Origin of the sequence: Devosia sp. ZB163 (assembly GCF_028613635.1) — a bacterium.
Taxonomy (GTDB): domain Bacteria; phylum Pseudomonadota; class Alphaproteobacteria; order Rhizobiales; family Devosiaceae; genus Devosia_A.
The window spans coordinates 841,142-860,566 of sequence record NZ_JAQRMY010000001.1 but is presented as its reverse complement, the minus strand read 5'-3'; the positions used below and the strand labels follow the sequence as shown (position 1 = coordinate 860,566).

Below are 19,425 nucleotides of genomic sequence, written 5' to 3'. Positions count from 1 at the left end.
TCTGCCGTTCGGAGGGTCAGCCAGTAGGTCGAGGCGAGTTCGCGGCTCCCACCGCCCTCTATGTGCGACCTACTGGTTGGTTGCCTCGGGAAGGGTGTCGAATGCGTCGCAGTGAAGCTGCTGAACGTCTCGGAACGGTCGGTCAAGGTCGTGAAAGCGATTGTGCGCAAGGGCGAGCCGGAGATCGCAAAAGCCGTCGAGGCAGGCGCGATGACGCTGCAGCAATCCGTCTTTTCTGGGATCGTCCCAGGGCCACGGGCGGCGGTGGCGCGCAGCCGGACCAGGTTTCCTTCCGTTTGACGCCGAACACGTTTATTGCCTTGGCATGCCCTTCTCTCCGTTCAAACCCAAATGGTCGAACTCGAAGGCATTGCGCATCGGGTACCTGACCGGTCTGGGCAGAACCGCCAGGGCAATTGCCGAGGAACTCGCCGACGGAACCACACCGGAGAGTATCCGAGGCCAGTGGCGCCGGCAGGGGATCGTCGACCGTCGCCGTGACGGCGTAGACATCCGGGTAAGACTATCTTCCTATGAACTGAAGGCACTCGGACAAGCTGCCGAGGCTCGCGGTCTCGATCCTGAGGAATGGGTTCGGCGGGTAGCATCCGCGGCCATTCGCGACGACCTGTTTGATGCCGTGGTCGATGAGAGTCCTGTATCGCCGAAGTGTGCTTGGGGCGGGGACCGGCACAGTGCCGCCTTCCGAGCATCGCGGGGACTTGTCGACGCGGAATAACCCATTCAGCCATTCTGAGGCGTGTGGGATGGCGGTATGCGCTTCCGACGTGAATTTTACCGTCGAAACGGTCGCGCGTCTCCCACACGGTCCTATTCAGGCCCACTTCGACCAATCGCGGTGGAAACCTGACGACACCGTCGCGTAGTCCGATGGGAATCGATCCACGATCACGCAGACGGTGACTGAGCATGGAGCGTCACGTGCCGATTGGTCGACTGGCTCGAGGAGCAATCTCCGCCGAAAATGCCCGCCGCTTGATCATGCTGCGGGGCTACACGCCCAATGGTTATCCGCTGTGCGCATCACGGCAAAGCCCAACGCATGGGGATTACCTCACCGCGGGGCCGGCCGTGGACCGACAACGAGATTTTGAGGCTGCACCGTCTGTTCCCTCGGACGACAAAGACAGCGTTGCTCGTGGCGTTGCCCGGAAGGACTTGGGGCGCAATATGCGCTCGCGCAAAGAAGGATGGCTACAGGCGACAGCGTGCCCCGCTGAAGCGCACCGGGAATGCCTTGCTAGACCAAATCCGACAACGAGCTCGTGAGTTGAACTGGTCGGCCAAGGATCTCGATGCGGCGGTACGAGGCGGGGGATACTTTCGCCGGCAGAAGTGGCGTGGCGCGGGGTGGAACCACGCAATTCACGCCCGCGCTATCTCTGTGCTCGGTGGGCGACTGAGAGTTCGGTTCCCCCAGGAGCAACCTCGTTGAGAGTTACCAAGAGGTGGTTGCCCTGGGAGGACAATGTTCTTCGTCGATCAGGAATCTCGGTGAAAGAGGCTGCGATCGAGTTGCCTCATCGGACCGTGGGCGCAATCGCGGGACGTCGTCAGGCCCTTGGCATTGCTGCTGCCCGAGCGCGGTATCCACGTTGGTCTGATGCCGAAGATGATCTCGTAGTTCGGAATCACCCCGACTTCTCCGCCCTAGAGACAGTACTGCCCCATCGCACCAAGAACGCTCTTTATACGCGAGCCATCCATCTGGGGTTGCGTAGCCGCAAGCCGTGGACCATGGCGGTACGAGCGGCTCTGGTGAAGGACGCTGAGACCCGCGCTGATGCCGAGTTGGCGGGGATATATGGCACTAGCAGAAGGGTCGTCCAACGTATCAGGCTCGAGCATGGGTTGCACAAGCCCTTGCCGCAAGACCCGTCCGCTGTGGTCCCTGCCGTGGTCGCCGATATCCGCCGTCACTGCCAGCAGGTAGCAGTGTCGCTACATTCCTTGGGTGTGCATGTGGGTTCTCCGAAGCTGCTGACTCCGTCTTCAAGCAGGCGGCAAACGCCATCACCCACCCGCATCGTTGCCGCTGTCGAACTCCTCGGCGGCGAGCTGTATGCCGAATGGGAGGATTAGGCGTCCCGTCGCAATCATCGCCTCTAGAGCGTTGCGGGGAAGACCAGCGCTTCGGAAGCCGTCTGCCGGGACAAGTGCGCGTTTCGAAGCGCCAGCGTCTCCTGGTACTCCTGCGCCTCGACATCGCGGAAGAACGGGGCGCCGGGGGCAAGGCGCTTCACCGCGGCTTCAACGTCTTCGATGGAGACCCTGAAGAACTCCTTGCGCATGTTGGTCGCGTTCACCCGCTGCTCGGCGAATTCGACGTGCAGTGCGCGCTCGAGCCTGGGGGCATCGTCGCTGTAGATCATGGCGTGGGTATCGAAGAGGAAGGGGACGCTGGCGTCGCCAAGCTCCCTGATGCGGTCGACGGGATCCAGTCGGCGGGTCAGGCCGATCTTTACGAAGTCCGGCCCAAAGGATCCGACGTTCGAGATCACATAGACGTACCCCGTCTTGGTCATCTCGGCCATCGCATGAGCTCGCTCGACCTTGGCGTGCGCCTCAGCCAAATCTCGCTCGAGCATGGCAATCTGCTCGGTGTACGCCGCGAGCTTCGGACCGACGACGCTTGCCGCTTCGGCCTTGGCCTTCTGCAGCAGGCGCTGGTATCGGGCCTCCTCCTCCTCGGCGCGCTCCATTTCCCGGAGCAACTTCTGCTCTTCCTTCGTCGCTCTCGCGGCCTCCGCGCGCTCTTCTCGTTCGGCTTTCACCTTCTCGCGGAACTCGTGCGTCAGTTGCAGCTCCTCCAGCTTCAGGCGGAAGTACCCGTCCGTGATTTCGATGGTGTTGGAGGCATTGTGCTTGTCGATTTGTGCCCGAGCGTTTGCGATGCGCTTTTCCATGGCATTGGCATTGTTCCAGCGGGTGTTGGCGATCGCCGCGTCACACTCGCCGTTGAACGCTCTCAAGGTCAGACGAATGTTGCGATCCGTCATGGTGCGCCCCTTCGTCAGACTGCCCTCGACGTGCCAATTTGTGCGGCAGATCACGGCGGATTTGTCGCTGATCATTCGCTTCTGCTTTTCACGAACACGCTCGATCGCCGCCTTGTAGTCTTCGCTGCTGTCGAAATCGAAGTGCGGCTGGTAGATGCCCATCTCTGCCCAGGCGATCCGGTCGTCGTAGACCGCCAGTTCGGCCGTCATGCGATCGAAGACCTGCCGCTTCTCGGCATAGGAGGCCCGGAGGGCCGTGACCTGCTCCTCGAGATTGGCCTTCTCCCGAACCAATGCCCGAACAGGTTCGCGGGCGCTCTCGAGGATGCGTAGTGCTTCGGCCTCAACATGCAGAACCGGCGCGAAACGCTCTTGCAGAGCGGCAAGCTCATCCTCACTGTCAGCGAGGGCTTTCTTCCAGCGACCTCGACTACGAACGAGCAGTACTAACGCCACCAGTAGCACCACCATCAACGCTGCTACGGCGCCGACGATAGTGAGAACCAGCATTTGTTCGTTCATCGGCGCGCCCCTCAGCCCAAGCCGCGGCACACGATACGATATTGGTCCACGGAGTCGACTCTCGATCGCCAGCGCGGCTCGAGGCCCGCGGCCACACCCGCCGAACCGAAGATATCGCGGGGCGGCGATCGGCAATGAGGCGTCCAGGACATCGTGCGGTCTAGCCTGAATCTTCCTCGTGGCACGTGGTCGTCGGGGAGGCGACTTCCCAACCCGACTGGCCGCTTGCCCGCTGGATCGCTGATGGGCCAACAGACGGCGTGACCCACCTGGGCCACATCGCCCCGGCTAGTTGCCCATCCCGATATCCATCGGAGTGTTGTTGGATGGGTCCTCGGCCGGCGTGGGGTCAACTCGGTCGTCAGGCGGGCACCGCTGGAAGGCGATGGGCTCAGTTTTCACCCAATCCGACTGCAGCACCAGTTCGGCACCACCAGGTCGGATACTCGCGATGAGGTGTGCGGGCCGGTGCTCCTTGGCATCCTCCATCCAACAGCTTGCTGTGAGCAGATACTCGCCCCCTACGCTGGAGATTGCCGTGATCGAGCAACTCCCGCCTTCTGTCTCGTGGTTGACCTGGGTGAGGACTACGCCCCCGCCCATGTCCGAACTGAACCACGCCTGCTGACCTAGGCCCGGCATGATCGATCTGCAGTTTGCAGGATCCGTCTCCCAACGGCCAAGCAGGTGCTCCGGCACCACGAGGCCCCCTGCCATCGCAGAGACCGAAAGGATCAGGTAGGCGATCAAGGATCGCATCACATGCCCTCGCCATGGATCCTCGGACTAGAATTTCGCCGTCAGAGGACAGAGCTCAGCAGCGTTCACTCGCAAACCCTTTTCAGACCCCAACACATCGTACACACATACCTTCGTCATCCCGTCCTGATACTCGCCCTGAAGAAAGCCGGTACCCGATGCGACTGGGTTATCCTCGATCGACATAGGGCAAAGGTCGATCGAGTTGACCGTGTACGTCTGACCGTTCGAGTACTCGCAGAACCTCTCCAGCCCCTGCACGCCTTGGTCCGACCGCAGAAAATACGTCATCGCTGCCGCGGGCGAGTTCATTGTCGCCAGCAGCGCAAGTACTGCAATAATTCTCATGTGCCCCTCCAAGTACGCGACGAGTAGAGCGCGCTCACGAAGCGGAGTCGAGGGGATTTGGTATGACTCGGACCGGACTCGGCTGGTGGTGAGACCAGCTTATTTCGGCAAATAGCCCTTGCCTGTCAGCCAGTCGACGACGATCCGCCGGATCAGCTCTGACCGCGAGGGCTTGCCCTCGATGTCGGATGACGCTCGATCGAGGGCTGCGGTCACTTCCGGTCGAAGCATCGCATTCACCTGCTCACCTCGACCTATTGCAGGCCGTCCCCGCTTCTTTTTTTCTAGATTTAATTCTTGACTGGCCATGAATTATGTCTAGACTAAAACACGTCGGGCCGCAAGGGGACTGGTACTCCCCCGGCGGCCCTAACCGAGACGACGACCGTTGGAGGGTCATCGAATGGCTGTTCATGCCCATACCACGTCTTTCGACCTGGCCGCCATCCTGAAGGATGCCTGGCTCCGGTATTGGACTGCCCGCCCGGCCATCTACGCCGCCGGCGACATCGGTCTCAAGCGCACGTTCCTTCCCATCCTTTTCGCCAAGATGCTCCGCCATGCCTGGGCGGACGCGAAGAAGGCGGCGCGTGCGATCGAGACTACCGCGGCGGCCTTTATCGAGGCCCAGCGCAACGCTCAAGCTGTCCGTGTTGCTGCAATGGACTCGATGACCCGCTCGGCGCGCATCGTCGAGATCCGGTTCCAGCTTCAGCTTCTCGACTACGCCCCGCTCGGAATTCGTACCTCGCGGCGCCGGCATGACCTCGGCGCCGAGCTGGCGATGCTTGCCGGAGGCGCAGATGTTGCCCCGAGGGCCACGGCATGAGTCCCGCCACAGGGACCCAAGGGACCGTGTGGGAGACGCTTCCCTCCCCCGGACGGATACCGCCCCGCGCGCCTCCCACACGGTCCTATCAAGCGAGATCCCACAACTCACTGCGAACTATCCAGCCCGGAGAAAACGGATGTCCCCCATGGTCAAGCGTCGCACCTTCATCGCCGGCGCCGCTCCACTTGCCGTCGCGGCAGCGCTCCCACAGCCAGCCGAGGCACGGTTCCAGACCGTCTACTCATATGAGCCCCCCACGAAGCCTTCGGGCGAAATGGGCCGACTGGCTCGGGCACGGTTCGAGATCGTAGCGGGGAGGCATCGGGCCGCAGTGAGTTCGCTCGGCGGTGAACCGACGGCGGATGCGATCAGTCGGGCGGAAGCGAGGTTGATGAAGGTTTGCGGCTACGTGCCCTGGTGTCGCGCCGACGGCGACGCCAAGGTCGCCTACTTGTCCGAATGGGTCGCTGGCGGCGGTGAGCTCGAGGACCGACATCGCGCCGCAATCGCCGGGACGGCCGGTCGCTACGAGCTCAAGGGAGATGTCAGGGCGTAAGCGCCCTGATGCACGGCAATGCTGGCGCTCGACCGACCGGTTCCCGAGATCGACCTCTTCTGGATGGTGATCCAGCGGATACGGGCGCCACCATCCTTCTAGTCCTAGAGTTCCCTCAGGCCGAAGCGAACCGCGAGCTCGTCGCGTAGAGGGCGCCACCGCCCTGTGGTCTCAGCGTTCCGCAGCCAACGCACCGACGTGACCTCGCCGACCACGTTCAGGTTGTAGCCGCTGTCTCGGTAGGGGCTGCCAGGCTTTGCACAGTGGGGCCCGCGATTACCGGCGGTGGCCGCACCGTGTAAGTGAACTCGCCGGCAATGTTCGCACCAGAAGCCAAGCTGGTCCTGGTCGACGATGTAGTAGGTCGTGACGTCGGGCATCGGCTCACCTCCAAGGCGATCGGACATCGAGTCGAGGCCTCTCGTCTACGGGCTATTCGCCAGGGTGCCCTTGGGTTGCGTATCCGCGTGACTACTTCGGCATTGGCCACGAGACGCCCTCCACACGCTCTCGTCCACAAGCCACTCGGTGCCCAAGCTCGGTAAGCGTCATGACCATGATACCGTCGACTATCACAGTATGCAGGGTGCCGGCCCCCTCAAGATGCCGAATGGACGCCCTCACTTGGTCGGTGCTACCGCCCAGGGCCAACTCGTCCAAATAGCGTGCCAGCCATTGATCGTTGCCGCGGCCGCCGCAGACATTCGAGGCGAGCGCCACCAGTATGCGAAGCGCGCGTTCCTCACGCTTCAGGCGATCAAGCGGATCAGGTTCGTTTTGCGACATAACCGTGGGATGGATCAACCTTCGAGAACCTTTGATGCCGCATATCGTCAGCCACATCGTCAGGCGTCAACAGGACCATGGAATCCCCCTTGCTCCCCCTCCATGTAGGCATTGATACCACGAAGGGAGCTCGCTCCGATTGAGCGGACCGTCGAAGCTCACAGTTCTGGTGCCTTGCCTGGGTGGATTGCATCGTAGGGAAGGAGGTACCAGCTATGCACCACTCCACAGCCACCGCACGCCGCAAGGAACGAGACCGCACACGTCAGCAGCGTCGGCGCGACCGACTGCGCAATGAGAATGTCCCCCAGACCCACGCTATTGAGCGCGCAGTCGTCGAAGCCATGAGCTTCGCGATCCAGAAATCGCGCGAGACTGGAACGCGCCACGCGGAGGTGCATGCGTTCCTCGTCATGTTCGGCAAGACTGTCGAAGCGATCCTGGTGGATCGGCAGGGGTATGATCGCGAAGCCAGCTTGGCCGCGCTCAAGACTGCCCTTCGCCGCCGGCCGGGACACCTCTCCCCGGACTTCATCCCGACGCTGAGACCCTGTGACAGCATCCAGAGGGAGTAACGGGGGTGTTCAGGGTTCAGGGTGCGGACGCTGTCACGCCAAAGGCCATCTGCGTCGGCCCCTGGGCCCGCGACTTCCATGCGAACCATAGGCGCTGTGCTACGGCGCCAAGACAGGGCGGCAGGGCCGGCTACTTTGTCGGTACCTTGGTCGGTCGCTTCGCGGGTGAAGTGCCAATCTCTCCCGCCATCTGCCTAACCTTATCGGCGACATCCTGGACCTCGTCGAGTGTCGGGTCATACTTACGGGCCAGCAGTCTCCGAATCTCATCGAGTTGCGCCTGAAGGTCGGCGTGGCTGCGCTCGATGCTCTCCGAGAGGAAGCGGTACAGGTCACTCGTCCGCGACCTCGTGATCTCGCCAAGAGTGTCCAGCTTGCCGGGCACCCCCGGCAGATCGAACGATGTCTCGAGGCGCGCTACGATCTCGGCGTTCATGCTGCGCTTGTTACGGTCCGCCTCAGACTTCAACCGATCCCGCATGCCGTCGGGCAAGCGGACGATTACCTTGTCGAGCGACCTACTTTCGGAATCCTGCGGCAACTCCACACCTCGCAAATATCAGATATGGCCATAGGCCATAAATGATCTTGCAACAATATTGGCCTTAGGCCATACTGCATGGAGAACGAAACTTTGCCCGCAGTCAACGAGAAGACAGGCCACTACCCTCTGCGACTACCGGCGTCACTGAGCGATCGCATACGCGCTGCGGCAGCCGCCGAACGTCGATCCATCAACTCTCAAATCATCGTTCTCCTCGAGCAGGCGCTACCCGCCGAGACGACGGCTCCCGACAGACCCACTCGCGGAGGCCAGTCTGCATGACCATGGGGAAACAGGGGGATGCCATTGCGACGTCACCCGGCAGCGGCGCTGAAGAGGCCGACGACTATCGTCGCCAGGTCGTCCGCCTCAACGAGGGCTGGCGGCTGATCGAGTGCAAAGGCGGTATCCAGTGGATTCTCCAGCGCCGCCGATCCGCTCAGGAGCGTGACGGAGCGCGATGGATGTCTATCGCCTACCACCGTCGCCGGGACACTCTCATCGAGGCCGTCACACGCCGCTGCGGGCCTGTAGGCCCCGAAGCGATGTGCATGCTCGGGACTCTGCCCAGGATGATCGGATGAGGCCCAACATGGTTCGAGCATCTCACCAGCACACCGAGATCACCGTGACTGACGGCAAGAGGCACATAGGCCGGCTGGTCGCCAAGGGCGACGTGTTCGCCTGCTTCGACGCCGACGATCGTCCCATCGGCACCGCGCCTACTGTAGCGGAAGCCAGGTCTCACATCCTTCGCGCCGGCCGCCGGGGGCCAGATAGCGATCGCGATCTTGCCGCAAGGACCATCGGCTGATGGAGACTTGTTCATGACGACCCGTCATCCCGATGGTCGCGTTGCGCTCATCATCCCTGCCATCGAACCGTATCAGTTTGTGGCCAACTGGAACTTGGTCGACGTCATGGAGGCCGCCACAAGAGTTGTCTCAGATGCCACCGAGGATGAGGTAGGCGAGGCCATGCAGGTGCTGTCCGACGAGTTGCACAGGCAGTGTTCCGCGATCTATTGGTCGGCAGATATCGGAACACCCACAGCATGACGGCCCGGAACCCGAGCCGATCGAACTGGCTGACGAACTACGTCCCGCACCGCCTCGAAATGCTGCGTAGTCCCGCTTGGACTGAGGCGCCAGCACAGCTCCACAGAATGCTGGACCGCATCGAGATAGAACATCTCAGCCATGGCGGTAAGGAGAACGGCGGCCTCTTCGTCTCGTACAGGCAGTTCCAGATGTGCGGGATCTCGAAGCGACAAATCCGAGCCCTGGCCGAGCTTGGGCAAGGATTGGGCTTGGTCGAAGTCCGGCAGGACCCCGAAGCATCAAATGGCAGGATTCGGCCACCGAATGCCTACCGGCTGACCTATGTCCCCGAGCGAGGGAAGAAGGCTCCCACCGACGATTGGCGCGCGATCTCGAGTGATCGCGCCAAGTCGCTCGTGGCGAGGTTTCGGAAGACCGAGAAAAAGAGTCGTCGCGCTGGAGACGAGGCTCATGTGGTGCAGGAAGTGATCGCATGAAAACGCACTCCCAGTTCCACATCCTGCACTCCACCGGTTCCACATCGGACACACTAAAGGGCCTTACCGGTTCCACATCCTGCACATTGTCGGTGCCACATCTGGAACATCCTACTAGATTTCGGGGGGATGCGCTTTGAGCGACCAGCTCGACCTGTTCTGCAATGCGACAAGGATAGCAGAGGGGCGCCTCAGCGCCCCACCGTCACTTCCCGTTGGCTCGCCCGCCACACCGACACTCGTGATCCTTCCGTTCCCAATGAAGGCCCGCATCGGAAATATCCGGGACGTGGCCACCAAGCTGATTGCCACCAAATCCGTCCCGCACGCAGAGTCGTATCGAGCCCTTGTCACTGAGGGGCTGATCGTGCACCTGCGCAGCAAGCGTGTGGCGGCAGAGCTGCACGCCGCCGAAGTCCACCGGTTCTGGCAGGCCGTCGACATCGAGATTGTTCGGCGGCTCGACTCCGGACGTCGGCCCGGAGGCGGTGCGGCGTAGCCATCCGCACCAACGCGACCAAAAGTAGTTGGCACTGGATCCTTGCTAGCGCCGGCATCACCATGAGCGACGTGTTCAACGAGTAGCCGCCGATGCAGACCGCTTCACCGATCGAGACTGCTATGTGGCCGTACGAGGCTGACGCCTCGACCCGCGTCGGTATCGCCGCCGAGACGATGGGGGTCGTGAAGGTATGACCCTGGCCGACCTCGAAGATGATACGCCGATCACCCTCAAGGAGGCCTGCGAGGTGTTCTTCCGCAACACACTTACTCCGGACTCGTTGCGGGCCGAGCGGGCACGGGGCAATCTGCCGATCATGCGGATCGGCAAGAGGGACTTCGTGACGCCGGCCGGCATCAGGGGGATGATGAGCAAGAAATGCCTCAGCGAAGGAAACCAGCCCGCCTCTACCTCAACCCCGCTGAGCGCGTCTGGGTCATCCGAGACGGCGCGCACACAGAACGCACAGGATGCAGCGAGGACCAGCGCGGAGAAGCTGAAGCGGCTCTCCAAGCCTACATTGCCCGCAAATTCAAACCGGCCGTCCGCGAAAGTAGTCCCGCTCGGCTCGCGGTCGCCGAAGTCCTGACGGCCTACGCCGACGAGTATGCCCCTACCACCGCGGATCCGGCGCGCATTGGGTACGCCTTGGTCCCGCTGCTGGACTATTTCCAAGACAGGACGCTGATGGACGTGCGTGGCACCACGTGCCGCGGATACGTCGAGTGGCGAACCTCGATGGCCAGAAGCAACCACACCAACGCCCGCACTGAGGCGAAACGCACCCGGACCGTCGCGGTCGCCACCGCGCGCAAGGAACTCGGCGTCCTGTCCGCCGCGATCGGCTATTGGCACAAGGAACACGGTCCGCTTGAGTCTGTGCCAGTGGTGAGCCTGCCTGCGAAAGCGGATCCGAAACCCGGCGCGCCTGCTCGGCGGCGCCCTCGGCTTCTACATCCTCGAATGGTCTGACATCGCCACCCGCAAGCTGCATCGCCAGATCAAGCGCGACCATAGCGCCATCAACCGCCATACTGCCCGATTCATCGTCATCGGCCGGTACACCGCGAATCGTCCCGGCGCCACGATGAAGCTGCGGTGGATGCCGAACACCGTGGGCGGCTGGCCCGACTTCAAGCGGGGGCGCCTGTACCGCAAGGGCAGCGAGGTCGCGGAGACGAAGAAGCGCCAGCCCTCAGTCCGACTCGGCCAGGTGGCCCTGGCACACTTCCGGCGATGGAAGGCAATCGACGATCGCGCCCGCGAGGAGTTCGCCAAGCGCACCAATGAGACGGTGACGTCCTTCCTGTGCGTCGTCCACTGGGGTGGCGAGCCGATCAGGGACATCGGCAAGAGCTTTGCCACAGCGCTCGACTATGCCGGTCTCCCGCTGCGCTACACCCCCCACATCCTGCGGCACACGCGTGTCACCTGGTGGGTGGAAGCGGGGCTATCCCTCGAGGAGGTAGCCGACGCTGCAGGCATGACTACGCAGATGGTTGAGGACGTCTATTGGCATCGGAGTCCGCACTTCCAGAAGCGCGCCGCGGAGGCCTGAAATTTGCGAAGTTGTACGGAAACTGTACAATGGGAAGAAATCGGGGCCCTACCAACTAGCGTAGAGGCCCGGAAATCATGGCGCACCCGGCGAGATTCGAACTCACGACCTCTGCCTTCGGAGGGCAGCGCTCTATCCAGCTGAGCTACGGGTGCAGTGGGACAAGGCAATAGGCGATTGGCGCGGGGAGCGCAAGGTGGGCGCTTCCCGCGGCAATCGAAGCTCGACGGAGGTCAGGCGGCGCGGTGCCAGAGGCGGTCGAGTTCGCCGAGCAGGCGGAAGGTGATGCCGTCGATGGCCTGGTCGCCCTCGACAGTATCGAGCGACTCGTCGTCCTCATCGGCACCGGTGATCTCGCCACGTTCGGCGGCAGCCTGGAGGGCGGCGAAGACCTCTGCGATGCCATGCTCGATCTCGTCGTCGAGCAGGGGAGGATCGAGATCCTCGGAAGCGTCGGGGTCGCCACGATCGTCGATGATGTGAGGCAGGGCCGCGAGTTCGGCACCAATTTCGAGCGCCACGGCGGCCGCAAGTTCCTCGGCGACCTCGGCGGGGACCTCGATGGTTTCCTCGACGACCAGCACCGCGGTCGCGACGACGTCTTCAGGCGCCGGTTCCGGCGCAGCCTCGGGCTCCGCCTCGGCGGGCCCGGCAGCAGGCTCTGCGACTACGAACGCTTCAGCCTCGAGGCTGGCAGYTCCGTCCGCCTCCTCGATGAATGCGGCGTCAATGGCGGTGGCCTCGATAGCGGGGTCGGCGTCAGGCCGGTCCTTGGTCTCGCTCATCGTCATCTCCGGGTCGATTGCGACGGGGCGCGGCGGCAGCGCCGATCACGCAGGCGTGACGCTAGAGACGACAGATGGCCCGTTTCAGACGGGATTCCGGCGGAGCCGTGACGTTTTCGTGACGGGGATAACGGTGCGAAACCGCACCTAGAACGGTGCCGGCACCCGGTAGGTGACCCACCCCCCGGCCGGATGGTTGAAACCCAGTTCCTCGGCGTGGAGCTGCAACCGGTCAGCCGCAGCGAGTGCCTCGCCGGTCGAATAGAAGGGGTCGCCGAGGATGGGGTGGCCGAGCTCCATCAGGTGGACGCGCAGTTGGTGGGTGCGGCCGGTCAGGGGGTAGAGCCGGACGCGCGTGACGCCGTTCTCGCGGCCCTCCACCACCCAATCGGTGACGCTGGGGCGGCCCCGCTCGTAGTCGACGCGCTGGCGCGGCTTGTGCTCCCAGTCGGTGGCGAGCGGCAGGTCGATGCGGCCCTCGTCGCCTTCGATCTCGCCCCACACCCTTGCGACGTATGATTTTTTCGCGCGGCGCTGCTCGAACTCCTGGCCCACGTGGCCGAGCGCCTTCTTGTTGAGGCACATGACGAGGATGCCCGAAGTATCCTTGTCGAGCCGGTGCGCGACGGCGGCGGTCGGCCAGCGGCCGCGCACCCGCGCCTCAAGGCAATCGGCCAGCGCCGGGTCCTTGCCGGGAACCGTGAGCAGCCCCGAGGGCTTGTCCAGGACGACGAGGTCTTCGTCGGCATGGACCACCGTCAGCCACGGGTCGGTCGGCGGGTGGTAGTCGAATGTGGCGGGCATGGGGTTGAGCATGAGGCCCCGCTCTTACCAGCCCCGCGACACGGAAGAAACCGATGCGTTACGTACCTCAATGCTATGGAGTTTGGCCCCGAACCACGCCATGCTGTGCCGCAATTGGCGGATCGGGGTAACGAACCGCCGCAAGGGATGGAGAGATTCATGAGCGTAGAGCGCCGCGTCGGCGTCGGGATCATCGGCTGCGGGAACATCTCGAGCCAGTATCTGAAGGCGATCCGCAACTTCCCCGTGCTCGAGATCATCGCCGTCGCCGACATGCGACCCGAGATCGCCGACAAGAAGGCCGCCGAGTTCGGCCTCAAGGCCGTGCCGGTCGATGCGTTGCTCGCCGACCCCAAGGTCGAGATCATCCTCAACCTCACCATCCCGCGCGCCCATGTCGAAGTCGGGCTCAGGACGATCGCCGCCGGCAAGCACGTCTATGCCGAAAAGCCGCTGGGCATCACCTTTGCGGAAGGCAAGAAGCTTGCGGATGCGGCCAAGGCAGCCGGGCTGCGGCTCGGCTCGGCGCCCGATACGTTCCTGGGCGGCGCGCACCAGGAGGCCCGGGCGCTGGTCGACAGCGGCGCGGTGGGCGACGTGGTGGGCGGCACCGCCTTCTTCGCCTGCCCGGGGCACGAACGCTGGCACCCCGATCCGGCCTTCTACTACGACGTCGGCGGCGGGCCGGTGCTCGACATGGGCCCCTACTACATCACCGACCTCGTGAACCTGCTCGGGCCGGTGGCCCGTGTCCAGGCCATGGCGGCGACGCCGCAACTCGAGCGGCCGATCTACTCCGAGCCCAGGAAGGGCCAGACCATGCCGGTCAAGGTCTTCACCCACGTTGCGGGGCTGCTGCAGTTCAAGTCCGGAGCCATCATCCAGGCGACGCTGAGCTTCGACGTGCCCGCGCACGCGCACCTGCCGTTCGAACTCTATGGCTCGACGCTCAGCGTCCTCGTGCCCGACCCGAACAATTTCGGGGGCGAACTTAAGACGCGCCCGGCGACGGAGAAGGACTGGACGGTGGTGACGTCCAAGCTGCCCTATGCAGATACCAGCTACCGCTCGCTCGGGCTGGCCGACATGGCCCACGCCATCCTCGAGAACCGGCCGCATCGCGCCTCGGGCGACCTGGCGCTGCATGTGCTCGAGGTCATGGAGGCCTTCGAGACGGCGGCAAAGACCGGACAGTCCGTCGAGATCACGACGCCGGTCGAGCGGCCGGCGCCGCTCAGCCAGTCGGTGATCGCGCGGGCAGCGGCGAGCTGACCAATCCAACGACACTGTGATCCCCGGGCGAAGTCCCGGGGAGACACCATCCACGCGCCAGGCACTGGCGCGAGGCACCCGGGTTCCCCCCGCCAAAACTCTCTGTTAAGAGGAGGTCCATGCAGAGGGCCTTCTCTTACACCAGCGCGTTGCGCGCGACCCTTGCCGTGCCGGCTCTTGCCGTGCTGGTTTCCGGCTGCTCGATGGCCGGGCTGCCGACCTTCAAGCCGGCGCCGGTTCAGCAGGTTGCGGCCGTGGCCCCGGTCGAGGCGGAGCCCGAGAGTGCGCCGGAAGCAGAAGCGGCTGGCGAGCCCTTCGTGCCGCTGGCCTTCGTCGAGACGCCCTCGCGCACCCCGAGCAATGTCGACGGCCTCATCGCCAAGTACGCGATGGTCTACGGCGTGCCGGCCTCGCTGATCCACCGTCTGGTGAAGCGCGAAAGCGGCTACAATGCCGGTGCCCGCAACGGTCCCTATTACGGGCTGATGCAGATCCGGCACGATACCGCCCGTTCGATGGGCTATCGCGGCGAGGCCTCCGGCCTGCTCGATCCCGACACCAACCTCAAGTACGCCGTGAGGTACCTGCGCGGCGCCTATGTGGTGGGCGGCTACAATTCGGACAGCGCCGTCCGCTTCTACGCGCGCGGCTATTATTACGACGCCAAGCGCATGGGTCTGCTCGAGGAAGCCGGCCTGCGCTAGGGCCGGTCGATGGGCGGGCGCCCGTTGAGGTGGACCTGCTCGGTGACGTGCTCGAGCGTCCATTCCATCGCGTTCATTGCCCATTCGGCCCCTGCCGCCATGCCCCACTGGCGCGCCCAGCGCACGACGCCCGCCTGGCGCGTGGGCAGGTATCCGGCGACATGCTGCAGCGTGCAGTCGGGATGGCCGTAGGCCGCAAGGAAGAGACCGATGCGGCGGCGCTGCTCGGCCCCGGTGTAGTCCGGATCGCCGAGGTCCAGCCAGGTCCACACACTGTAGGCGAGGTCCCAGAGCCGCGTGCCCGGTGCGGCGGTGTCGAAATCGATCATGCCGTAGGGCATGCCATCGGCGAAGACCGTGTTGGCCGGCGTCCAGTCGTTGTGACACATGACCTCGGCCCCGGCCTCCCTGACCGGGGCAAAGCCCGTCGTCGCATCGTGGTAGCGGCGCAGCAGGCGCGCGGCCGCGGCGAGCTGGGCGTCCGTGAAGCCGCCGGTATCGTAGGGGACGTGGCCGGGCAGAAAGGTCAGCGTTTCGCGCCCCTCGGCATCGAGACCGAGGAAGCGCGGGGCGCCTTCGAAGCCGACGCCTTCGAGATGCCGGAGCAGATCATGCTGCTGGGCGCGATCCCAGCGCAGGGTGCGGCGCACCGTGTCCCCAACCCGCACGACCGTGTTGATTTGCCCGCCGGGCAGGTCGATTTCCTCGCTCACTCCGGCCCCTCCGCTCCCACTGCGGGCGGCAGGGTCGCGGCGCGCGGTGTCTGATGTCAACCCGCCGGCCGAAACGCGAACCACCGGCATCATCCCGAGCCGTCCGGAGCCGGACGGCATGACGCAGGATGAGCCGGTGGTGCAGGCGGCGCCAGGACTGGCGCCACGTGGTCCCCGGTCGTGCAACCCACCGGGGCGTTTCCGTGCGATCAGCTTTCGATGGCGAGGCGGACCAGTTCGGCGGTGTTGCGGGCGCCGATCTTTTCCATGATGTGCCGGCGATGGACCTCCACCGTGCGGTAGGAGAGCCCCAGATCGACGGCGATCTCCTTGTTGGTGCGGCCGCTGACGACATATTGCAGGATCTGCCGCTCCCGGTAGGTGAGCGTGCCGAAGCCGCGGACCGTGACTGTCGAGGGACCGTCCTTGGATTGCTCGACATGGATGTCGCCGCGGAACACGTCCTGCGCCGCCACCGCCAGTTCCACCGGAGCGTATGGCGGAGAAAAGACCGAGGTGGCGCCGCGCTTCATCGCCGCCACCACCATTTCGGCGCGCACGTTCGGCGGCGCGAGGAGGAAGGCGTGAATGCCCAGGTGCTGGGCGCGTATCGCGTCGAGAGCCTCGAGCGTCCTGGTGAGCTCGCCCGCATCGTCGCAGAGCGGAAGCAGCACGAGGTCGGGGCGCCTGAGGGTCATCAGGCGGGTCAGCCCGGTCGTATCGGGCACCATCGAGACCTGGAAGCCCTGGGCGATGAACTCGTCGCAGAGGCCCTTGCCCACCTTGGGGTCGGGATGGGTGATGTAAATCAATCGGTCCCGGTTGAGGTAGGGACGATAGGGGATGGAGTCCGCAAGCCTATCCACTTTGCCACCTGATGACAGCAAACCAAAGCTGAGGCCGATTGCCGCCGGCGTCAGTAGGTAGCGGGGCTCATCCCCCTACCCTCGAATCGCGTCTACATAAGTATAAGACCACGACCAACATCAGACTGACAATGCATGGTAAGCGGCTGGTTACGATGTTTCCCCGTTAAAACTGTCGTACCGATACAGATACATTGGTATTACTTCCGTACGAAATGGCACTATTATTGTGTACGAAATAGAACTATTCGGATCGAGCCTATGGTGAATTTGACTTCCGGCACGCCGCATTCTGTCCTCAAACGCACATATTGACCGCTTTTGCCTGTCGGCGAGGCATGGCGCGAGGTGCTCTCGAATTCGCTCCGAACCCAACAACAACGGTGCAAAACACCGAAGGTGCGATTCACGCAGGCCGCGAGTGCGCCTAACGCTCTGAGCGTGGGAACATCCTTTGATAGGGGCTAGCGTTATGTTCAGACGTTTATCCGCCGAAGCATTCGGCACTTTCTGGCTTGTATTCGGCGGCTGCGGCAGCGCGGTCCTCGCCGCCGGCTTCCCCGAGGTGGGAATTGGCTTTATGGGCGTCTCCCTTGCCTTCGGCCTCACCGTGCTCACCATGGCCTACGCCGTGGGCGGGATTTCGGGCGGTCACTTCAATCCGGCCGTCTCGCTCGGCCTCGCGGTGGCCGGACGGTTCGAGTACAAGGACCTGGTGCCCTACTGGGCTGCGCAGCTGGTGGGCGGCATTGCCGGCGCAGCCGTGCTGTACGTCATCGCCTCGGGTACTGCGGGCTTCCAGGCCGGAGGTTTCGCCTCGAACGGCTATGACGCGCTGTCGCCGGGTGGCTATGGCCTGCTTGCCTGCCTCGTGGCCGAAATCGTGCTGACCGCGTTCTTCGTCATCGTCATCCTCGGCTCGACGGCCCGCGTGGTGCCGGCCGGGTTCGCGCCGATCCCCATCGGGCTGGCGCTTACGCTTATCCACCTGATCTCGATCCCGGTGACCAATACCTCGGTCAACCCGGCCCGCTCGATCGCCGCTGCGATCTTTGCGCAGAACGGGGCGCTCGGGCAGGTCTGGCTGTTCATCGTCGCGCCGCTGGTCGGCGCCGCGATCGGTGCCGCGATCTGGAAGTTCGTGCTTTCCCCGAGCGAGACGCCCGCCAATATCGGGCAGGTCGAGTAAGCACATCCGCCCAAGACGTCGCGTGAGGAAGGGCCGGGGAACCGGCCCTTTCCTTTTGGAGCATCCGGGTCGTTCCCTATCGTACTGTCCCGGATTTCGCTCGGAGCTCCGCGGCTTCACCTTCGCATTTCCCACAAGGAGGAGGCGATGATGAAGCGGCTGGTCTTCTGCTTCGACGGCAGCTGGAACCGGATCGATGCGCCACATCCGACCAACGTGCTGTTCACGGCCGAGAGCGTGCTGCCGCTCGCCGGCGAAACGGCGCAGCTGATCTACTACGACGAGGGCGTCGGCACCGAGAAGGGCGAGAAGTTCCGCGGCGGCATGTTCGGGCGGGGCATCGAGAAGAACCTGAACGACGCGTATCGCTTCCTCGTGTTCAACCACACGCCGGGCGACGAGATCTACATCTTCGGCTTCTCGCGCGGCGCGTTCACAGCGCGGTCGTTTGCCGGGCTCATCGCCAATTGCGGGATCCTGGCGCGGAGCCGCGTCGGCCTCGTCAACCAGATGATGCAGAGCTACCGCTCGCGCCCCAAGCCGGTCACCGACGAGTTCCGGCTCGCCATGATGCACTACCGGGCGGAAAACTGCCCCGATGTCTGCATCTCGGAGGCGGAGGACGAATGGCGGGCGGCCCAGCCCGACGGCAAGTACCGCAAGGGCCAGAGCCCGCTGCTCAGCATACGCTATGTCGGCATCTGGGACACGGTGGGTGCGCTGGGCGTGCCGGGCTATGTCCTGGGCGCCTCACTCGCCAACCGGGAATACCAGTTCCACGATTGCGACCTCAGCCCCTTCATCCAGAGCGCGCGCCACGCCGTCTCGATCGACGAGCGCAAGAAGGACTTCAGCCCGACCCTGTGGGAGAACCTGCCCGAGCTCAACCGGGCGCGAGGCTTCGAGCCCGATGCCCTCGATGCGCCCTACCAGCAGGTCTGGTTCCCCGGCAACCACGGCTCGACCGGCGGCGGCGGCGACGTCCGCGGCCTCGCCGACCAGGCACTGGAGTGGATCTGGGAGGGAGCGCGCGCGGCGGGGCTGCGCTTCGACACGGCGCCGGGCTCGATGCTCTACAGCCTCAAGCCGGACGACAAGGAGCCATTGGTCAACTCGACGAGCAAGGCCAAGTGGTACGACCCGGTCAACTTCATCATCGGCCGCCTGCCGGTGGCAGACCGCTCGCCCGGACCCGACCAGTTGCACCAGGTCAGCCTCTCCGCCCGGCGCCGCTGGCATCGCCCGGCCAGTGAGCTGCCGGAGAAGGCGGCGTATCGTCCGAAGACGCTTACGCTCGTCGCGGATGTCCTCGACCGCCTGGACGCGGCCGAACTGGGTATCGGCGTGACGCCGCCGGTCAACCTCATCGCCTGGCACACGGTGGAGCGCGACGAGACCCTGGGGGCGCTGGCGGTCAAGTACTACCAGGATGCCGCGAACTGGACGCACATCTTCGATGCCAACCGCGACGTCCTGCACGACCCGGACAAGGTCTTCGTCGGCCAGCTCCTCCGCATCCCGGCGATCGGCCCCGCCTGATCCTTCAGCCTGCC

Annotated in this window: 26 protein-coding genes and 1 tRNA gene; 16 read left to right on the top strand and 11 right to left on the bottom strand. The window is 64.1% G+C overall.

Annotated elements, in window-relative coordinates:
- Positions 1 to 111 precede the first annotated feature (111 nt).
- Positions 112 to 300, top strand: a complete 189-nt coding sequence (locus PRN20_RS04485; protein WP_273955858.1) for a hypothetical protein — start codon at positions 112 to 114, stop codon at positions 298 to 300.
- Positions 301 to 2,126: 1,826 nt separating this feature from the next.
- Here the strand turns inward: PRN20_RS04485 and PRN20_RS04480 are convergent.
- The 4 genes from PRN20_RS04480 to PRN20_RS04465 all read right to left on the bottom strand — a co-directional run bounded on the left by PRN20_RS04480 (position 2,127) and on the right by PRN20_RS04465 (position 4,880).
- Positions 2,127 to 3,542 (bottom strand): DUF4041 domain-containing protein, encoded by a 1,416-nt coding sequence (locus PRN20_RS04480; protein ID WP_273955857.1) that lies wholly within the window; start codon positions 3,540 to 3,542, stop codon positions 2,127 to 2,129.
- 288 nt (positions 3,543 to 3,830) lie between these two features.
- Positions 3,831 to 4,292 carry a hypothetical protein gene (locus tag PRN20_RS04475; RefSeq protein WP_273955855.1) on the bottom strand — a complete coding sequence of 154 codons (462 nt, stop codon included), beginning with the start codon at positions 4,290 to 4,292 and terminating at the stop codon, positions 3,831 to 3,833.
- A 36-nt stretch (positions 4,293 to 4,328) separates the two neighbouring features.
- On the bottom strand, positions 4,329 to 4,649 hold the full coding sequence (locus PRN20_RS04470; protein WP_273955854.1) for a hypothetical protein: 321 nt from the start codon (positions 4,647 to 4,649) through the stop codon (positions 4,329 to 4,331).
- A gap of 99 nt (positions 4,650 to 4,748) precedes the next feature.
- Positions 4,749 to 4,880, bottom strand: a complete 132-nt coding sequence (locus PRN20_RS04465) for a hypothetical protein (RefSeq protein WP_273955853.1) — start codon at positions 4,878 to 4,880, stop codon at positions 4,749 to 4,751.
- A gap of 172 nt (positions 4,881 to 5,052) precedes the next feature.
- Here PRN20_RS04465 and PRN20_RS04460 point away from each other — a divergent pair, with 172 nt between their 5' ends.
- Together PRN20_RS04460 and PRN20_RS04455 are read left to right on the top strand one after the other, a co-directional pair.
- On the top strand, positions 5,053 to 5,478 hold the full coding sequence (locus PRN20_RS04460) for a hypothetical protein (RefSeq protein ID WP_273955852.1): 426 nt from the start codon (positions 5,053 to 5,055) through the stop codon (positions 5,476 to 5,478).
- A gap of 139 nt (positions 5,479 to 5,617) precedes the next feature.
- Entirely contained in the window at positions 5,618 to 6,037 is a 420-nt protein-coding gene (locus PRN20_RS04455) for a hypothetical protein (RefSeq protein ID WP_273955851.1), read from the top strand.
- A 104-nt stretch (positions 6,038 to 6,141) separates the two neighbouring features.
- Here PRN20_RS04455 and PRN20_RS04450 read toward each other — a convergent pair whose 3' ends face one another.
- Positions 6,142 to 6,417: a hypothetical protein gene (locus PRN20_RS04450; RefSeq protein WP_273955850.1), complete on the bottom strand. Its 276-nt coding sequence runs from the start codon at positions 6,415 to 6,417 to the stop codon at positions 6,142 to 6,144.
- Between the two features lie 621 nt (positions 6,418 to 7,038).
- Between PRN20_RS04450 and PRN20_RS04445 the strand changes: the two genes are divergently transcribed.
- Complete coding sequence (locus PRN20_RS04445) at positions 7,039 to 7,398, top strand: hypothetical protein (protein ID WP_273955849.1); 360 nt, start codon at positions 7,039 to 7,041, stop codon at positions 7,396 to 7,398.
- A 130-nt stretch (positions 7,399 to 7,528) separates the two neighbouring features.
- On the opposite strand, the gene PRN20_RS04440 is transcribed toward PRN20_RS04445, so the two are convergent.
- On the bottom strand, positions 7,529 to 7,945 hold the full coding sequence (locus PRN20_RS04440) for an Arc family DNA-binding protein (RefSeq protein ID WP_273955848.1): 417 nt from the start codon (positions 7,943 to 7,945) through the stop codon (positions 7,529 to 7,531).
- 72 nt (positions 7,946 to 8,017) lie between these two features.
- On the opposite strand from PRN20_RS04440, the gene PRN20_RS22845 reads away from it, so the two are divergent.
- From PRN20_RS22845 to PRN20_RS04405, 8 genes are all read left to right on the top strand, one after another.
- Entirely contained in the window at positions 8,018 to 8,224 is a 207-nt protein-coding gene (locus PRN20_RS22845) for an Arc family DNA-binding protein (protein WP_443112526.1), read from the top strand.
- A complete protein-coding gene (locus PRN20_RS04435; protein WP_273955847.1) occupies positions 8,221 to 8,526 on the top strand; it encodes a hypothetical protein in 306 nt (101 codons plus the stop codon). The genes PRN20_RS22845 and PRN20_RS04435 overlap by 4 nt, the downstream gene beginning before the upstream one ends.
- A gap of 8 nt (positions 8,527 to 8,534) precedes the next feature.
- Positions 8,535 to 8,756: a hypothetical protein gene (locus tag PRN20_RS04430; RefSeq protein ID WP_273955846.1), complete on the top strand. Its 222-nt coding sequence runs from the start codon at positions 8,535 to 8,537 to the stop codon at positions 8,754 to 8,756.
- Positions 8,757 to 8,769: 13 nt separating this feature from the next.
- Complete coding sequence (locus tag PRN20_RS04425; RefSeq protein ID WP_273955844.1) at positions 8,770 to 9,000, top strand: hypothetical protein; 231 nt, start codon at positions 8,770 to 8,772, stop codon at positions 8,998 to 9,000.
- 107 nt (positions 9,001 to 9,107) lie between these two features.
- On the top strand, positions 9,108 to 9,479 hold the full coding sequence (locus PRN20_RS04420) for a hypothetical protein (protein WP_273955843.1): 372 nt from the start codon (positions 9,108 to 9,110) through the stop codon (positions 9,477 to 9,479).
- Positions 9,480 to 9,615: 136 nt separating this feature from the next.
- Positions 9,616 to 9,978, top strand: a complete 363-nt coding sequence (locus tag PRN20_RS04415; protein ID WP_273955842.1) for a DUF6074 family protein — start codon at positions 9,616 to 9,618, stop codon at positions 9,976 to 9,978.
- Between the two features lie 193 nt (positions 9,979 to 10,171).
- Entirely contained in the window at positions 10,172 to 10,570 is a 399-nt protein-coding gene (locus PRN20_RS04410; protein WP_273955841.1) for a hypothetical protein, read from the top strand.
- Positions 10,571 to 11,083: 513 nt separating this feature from the next.
- Positions 11,084 to 11,539 carry a hypothetical protein gene (locus PRN20_RS04405; RefSeq protein ID WP_273955840.1) on the top strand — a complete coding sequence of 152 codons (456 nt, stop codon included), beginning with the start codon at positions 11,084 to 11,086 and terminating at the stop codon, positions 11,537 to 11,539.
- 78 nt (positions 11,540 to 11,617) lie between these two features.
- Here PRN20_RS04405 and PRN20_RS04400 read toward each other — a convergent pair.
- The 3 genes from PRN20_RS04400 to PRN20_RS04390 all read right to left on the bottom strand — a co-directional run bounded on the left by PRN20_RS04400 (position 11,618) and on the right by PRN20_RS04390 (position 13,140).
- A tRNA-Arg gene (locus PRN20_RS04400) sits at positions 11,618 to 11,694 on the bottom strand.
- Positions 11,695 to 11,772: 78 nt separating this feature from the next.
- Positions 11,773 to 12,324, bottom strand: coding sequence for a hypothetical protein (locus PRN20_RS04395; protein WP_273955839.1), 552 nt, complete (start codon positions 12,322 to 12,324; stop codon positions 11,773 to 11,775).
- A 147-nt stretch (positions 12,325 to 12,471) separates the two neighbouring features.
- Positions 12,472 to 13,140, bottom strand: a complete 669-nt coding sequence (locus PRN20_RS04390) for a pseudouridine synthase (protein WP_273955838.1) — start codon at positions 13,138 to 13,140, stop codon at positions 12,472 to 12,474.
- A 135-nt stretch (positions 13,141 to 13,275) separates the two neighbouring features.
- On the opposite strand from PRN20_RS04390, the gene PRN20_RS04385 reads away from it, so the two are divergent.
- Together PRN20_RS04385 and PRN20_RS04380 are read left to right on the top strand one after the other, a co-directional pair.
- Entirely contained in the window at positions 13,276 to 14,400 is a 1,125-nt protein-coding gene (locus PRN20_RS04385; protein ID WP_273955837.1) for a Gfo/Idh/MocA family protein, read from the top strand.
- A 119-nt stretch (positions 14,401 to 14,519) separates the two neighbouring features.
- The gene (locus tag PRN20_RS04380; RefSeq protein ID WP_273955835.1) at positions 14,520 to 15,104 is read left to right on the top strand and encodes a lytic transglycosylase domain-containing protein; all 585 of its coding nucleotides are present in this window, start codon (positions 14,520 to 14,522) and stop codon (positions 15,102 to 15,104) included.
- Here the strand turns inward: PRN20_RS04380 and PRN20_RS04375 are convergent.
- Positions 15,101 to 15,817 carry a phosphotransferase gene (locus PRN20_RS04375; RefSeq protein WP_273955834.1) on the bottom strand — a complete coding sequence of 239 codons (717 nt, stop codon included), beginning with the start codon at positions 15,815 to 15,817 and terminating at the stop codon, positions 15,101 to 15,103. The genes PRN20_RS04380 and PRN20_RS04375 overlap by 4 nt on opposite strands.
- A gap of 209 nt (positions 15,818 to 16,026) precedes the next feature.
- A complete protein-coding gene (locus PRN20_RS04370) occupies positions 16,027 to 16,683 on the bottom strand; it encodes a response regulator transcription factor (RefSeq protein WP_273955833.1) in 657 nt (218 codons plus the stop codon).
- Between the two features lie 472 nt (positions 16,684 to 17,155).
- Here PRN20_RS04370 and aqpZ point away from each other — a divergent pair, with 472 nt between their 5' ends.
- Together aqpZ and PRN20_RS04360 are read left to right on the top strand one after the other, a co-directional pair.
- Positions 17,156 to 17,872 carry an aquaporin Z gene (gene aqpZ / locus PRN20_RS04365; RefSeq protein ID WP_273955832.1) on the top strand — a complete coding sequence of 239 codons (717 nt, stop codon included), beginning with the start codon at positions 17,156 to 17,158 and terminating at the stop codon, positions 17,870 to 17,872.
- 147 nt (positions 17,873 to 18,019) lie between these two features.
- Complete coding sequence (locus PRN20_RS04360; protein ID WP_273955831.1) at positions 18,020 to 19,411, top strand: phospholipase effector Tle1 domain-containing protein; 1,392 nt, start codon at positions 18,020 to 18,022, stop codon at positions 19,409 to 19,411.
- Positions 19,412 to 19,425 lie beyond the last annotated feature (14 nt).

Excerpts from the sequence above, each read along its gene's own strand:
- PRN20_RS04470 (WP_273955854.1), bottom strand. The coding sequence starts at position 4,649 with ATGAGAATTATTGCAGTACTTGCGCTGCTGGCGACAATGAACTCGCCC.
- PRN20_RS04435 (WP_273955847.1), top strand. The coding sequence starts at position 8,221 with ATGACCATGGGGAAACAGGGGGATGCCATTGCGACGTCACCCGGCAGC.
- PRN20_RS04410 (WP_273955841.1), top strand. The coding sequence starts at position 10,172 with ATGACCCTGGCCGACCTCGAAGATGATACGCCGATCACCCTCAAGGAG.
- aqpZ (WP_273955832.1), top strand. The coding sequence starts at position 17,156 with ATGTTCAGACGTTTATCCGCCGAAGCATTCGGCACTTTCTGGCTTGTA.
- PRN20_RS04455 (WP_273955851.1), top strand. The coding sequence starts at position 5,618 with ATGTCCCCCATGGTCAAGCGTCGCACCTTCATCGCCGGCGCCGCTCCA.
- PRN20_RS04385 (WP_273955837.1), top strand. The coding sequence starts at position 13,276 with ATGGAGAGATTCATGAGCGTAGAGCGCCGCGTCGGCGTCGGGATCATC.
- PRN20_RS04445 (WP_273955849.1), top strand. The coding sequence starts at position 7,039 with ATGCACCACTCCACAGCCACCGCACGCCGCAAGGAACGAGACCGCACA.
- PRN20_RS22845 (WP_443112526.1), top strand. The coding sequence starts at position 8,018 with ATGGAGAACGAAACTTTGCCCGCAGTCAACGAGAAGACAGGCCACTAC.
- PRN20_RS04360 (WP_273955831.1), top strand. The coding sequence starts at position 18,020 with ATGATGAAGCGGCTGGTCTTCTGCTTCGACGGCAGCTGGAACCGGATC.
- PRN20_RS04425 (WP_273955844.1), top strand. The coding sequence starts at position 8,770 with ATGACGACCCGTCATCCCGATGGTCGCGTTGCGCTCATCATCCCTGCC.
- PRN20_RS04390 (WP_273955838.1), bottom strand. The coding sequence starts at position 13,140 with ATGCTCAACCCCATGCCCGCCACATTCGACTACCACCCGCCGACCGAC.
- PRN20_RS04420 (WP_273955843.1), top strand. The coding sequence starts at position 9,108 with ATGCTGGACCGCATCGAGATAGAACATCTCAGCCATGGCGGTAAGGAG.
- PRN20_RS04460 (WP_273955852.1), top strand. The coding sequence starts at position 5,053 with ATGGCTGTTCATGCCCATACCACGTCTTTCGACCTGGCCGCCATCCTG.
- PRN20_RS04380 (WP_273955835.1), top strand. The coding sequence starts at position 14,520 with ATGCAGAGGGCCTTCTCTTACACCAGCGCGTTGCGCGCGACCCTTGCC.
- PRN20_RS04480 (WP_273955857.1), bottom strand. The coding sequence starts at position 3,542 with ATGAACGAACAAATGCTGGTTCTCACTATCGTCGGCGCCGTAGCAGCG.
- PRN20_RS04405 (WP_273955840.1), top strand. The coding sequence starts at position 11,084 with ATGCCGAACACCGTGGGCGGCTGGCCCGACTTCAAGCGGGGGCGCCTG.
- PRN20_RS04450 (WP_273955850.1), bottom strand. The coding sequence starts at position 6,417 with ATGCCCGACGTCACGACCTACTACATCGTCGACCAGGACCAGCTTGGC.
- PRN20_RS04430 (WP_273955846.1), top strand. The coding sequence starts at position 8,535 with ATGGTTCGAGCATCTCACCAGCACACCGAGATCACCGTGACTGACGGC.
- PRN20_RS04465 (WP_273955853.1), bottom strand. The coding sequence starts at position 4,880 with ATGCTTCGACCGGAAGTGACCGCAGCCCTCGATCGAGCGTCATCCGAC.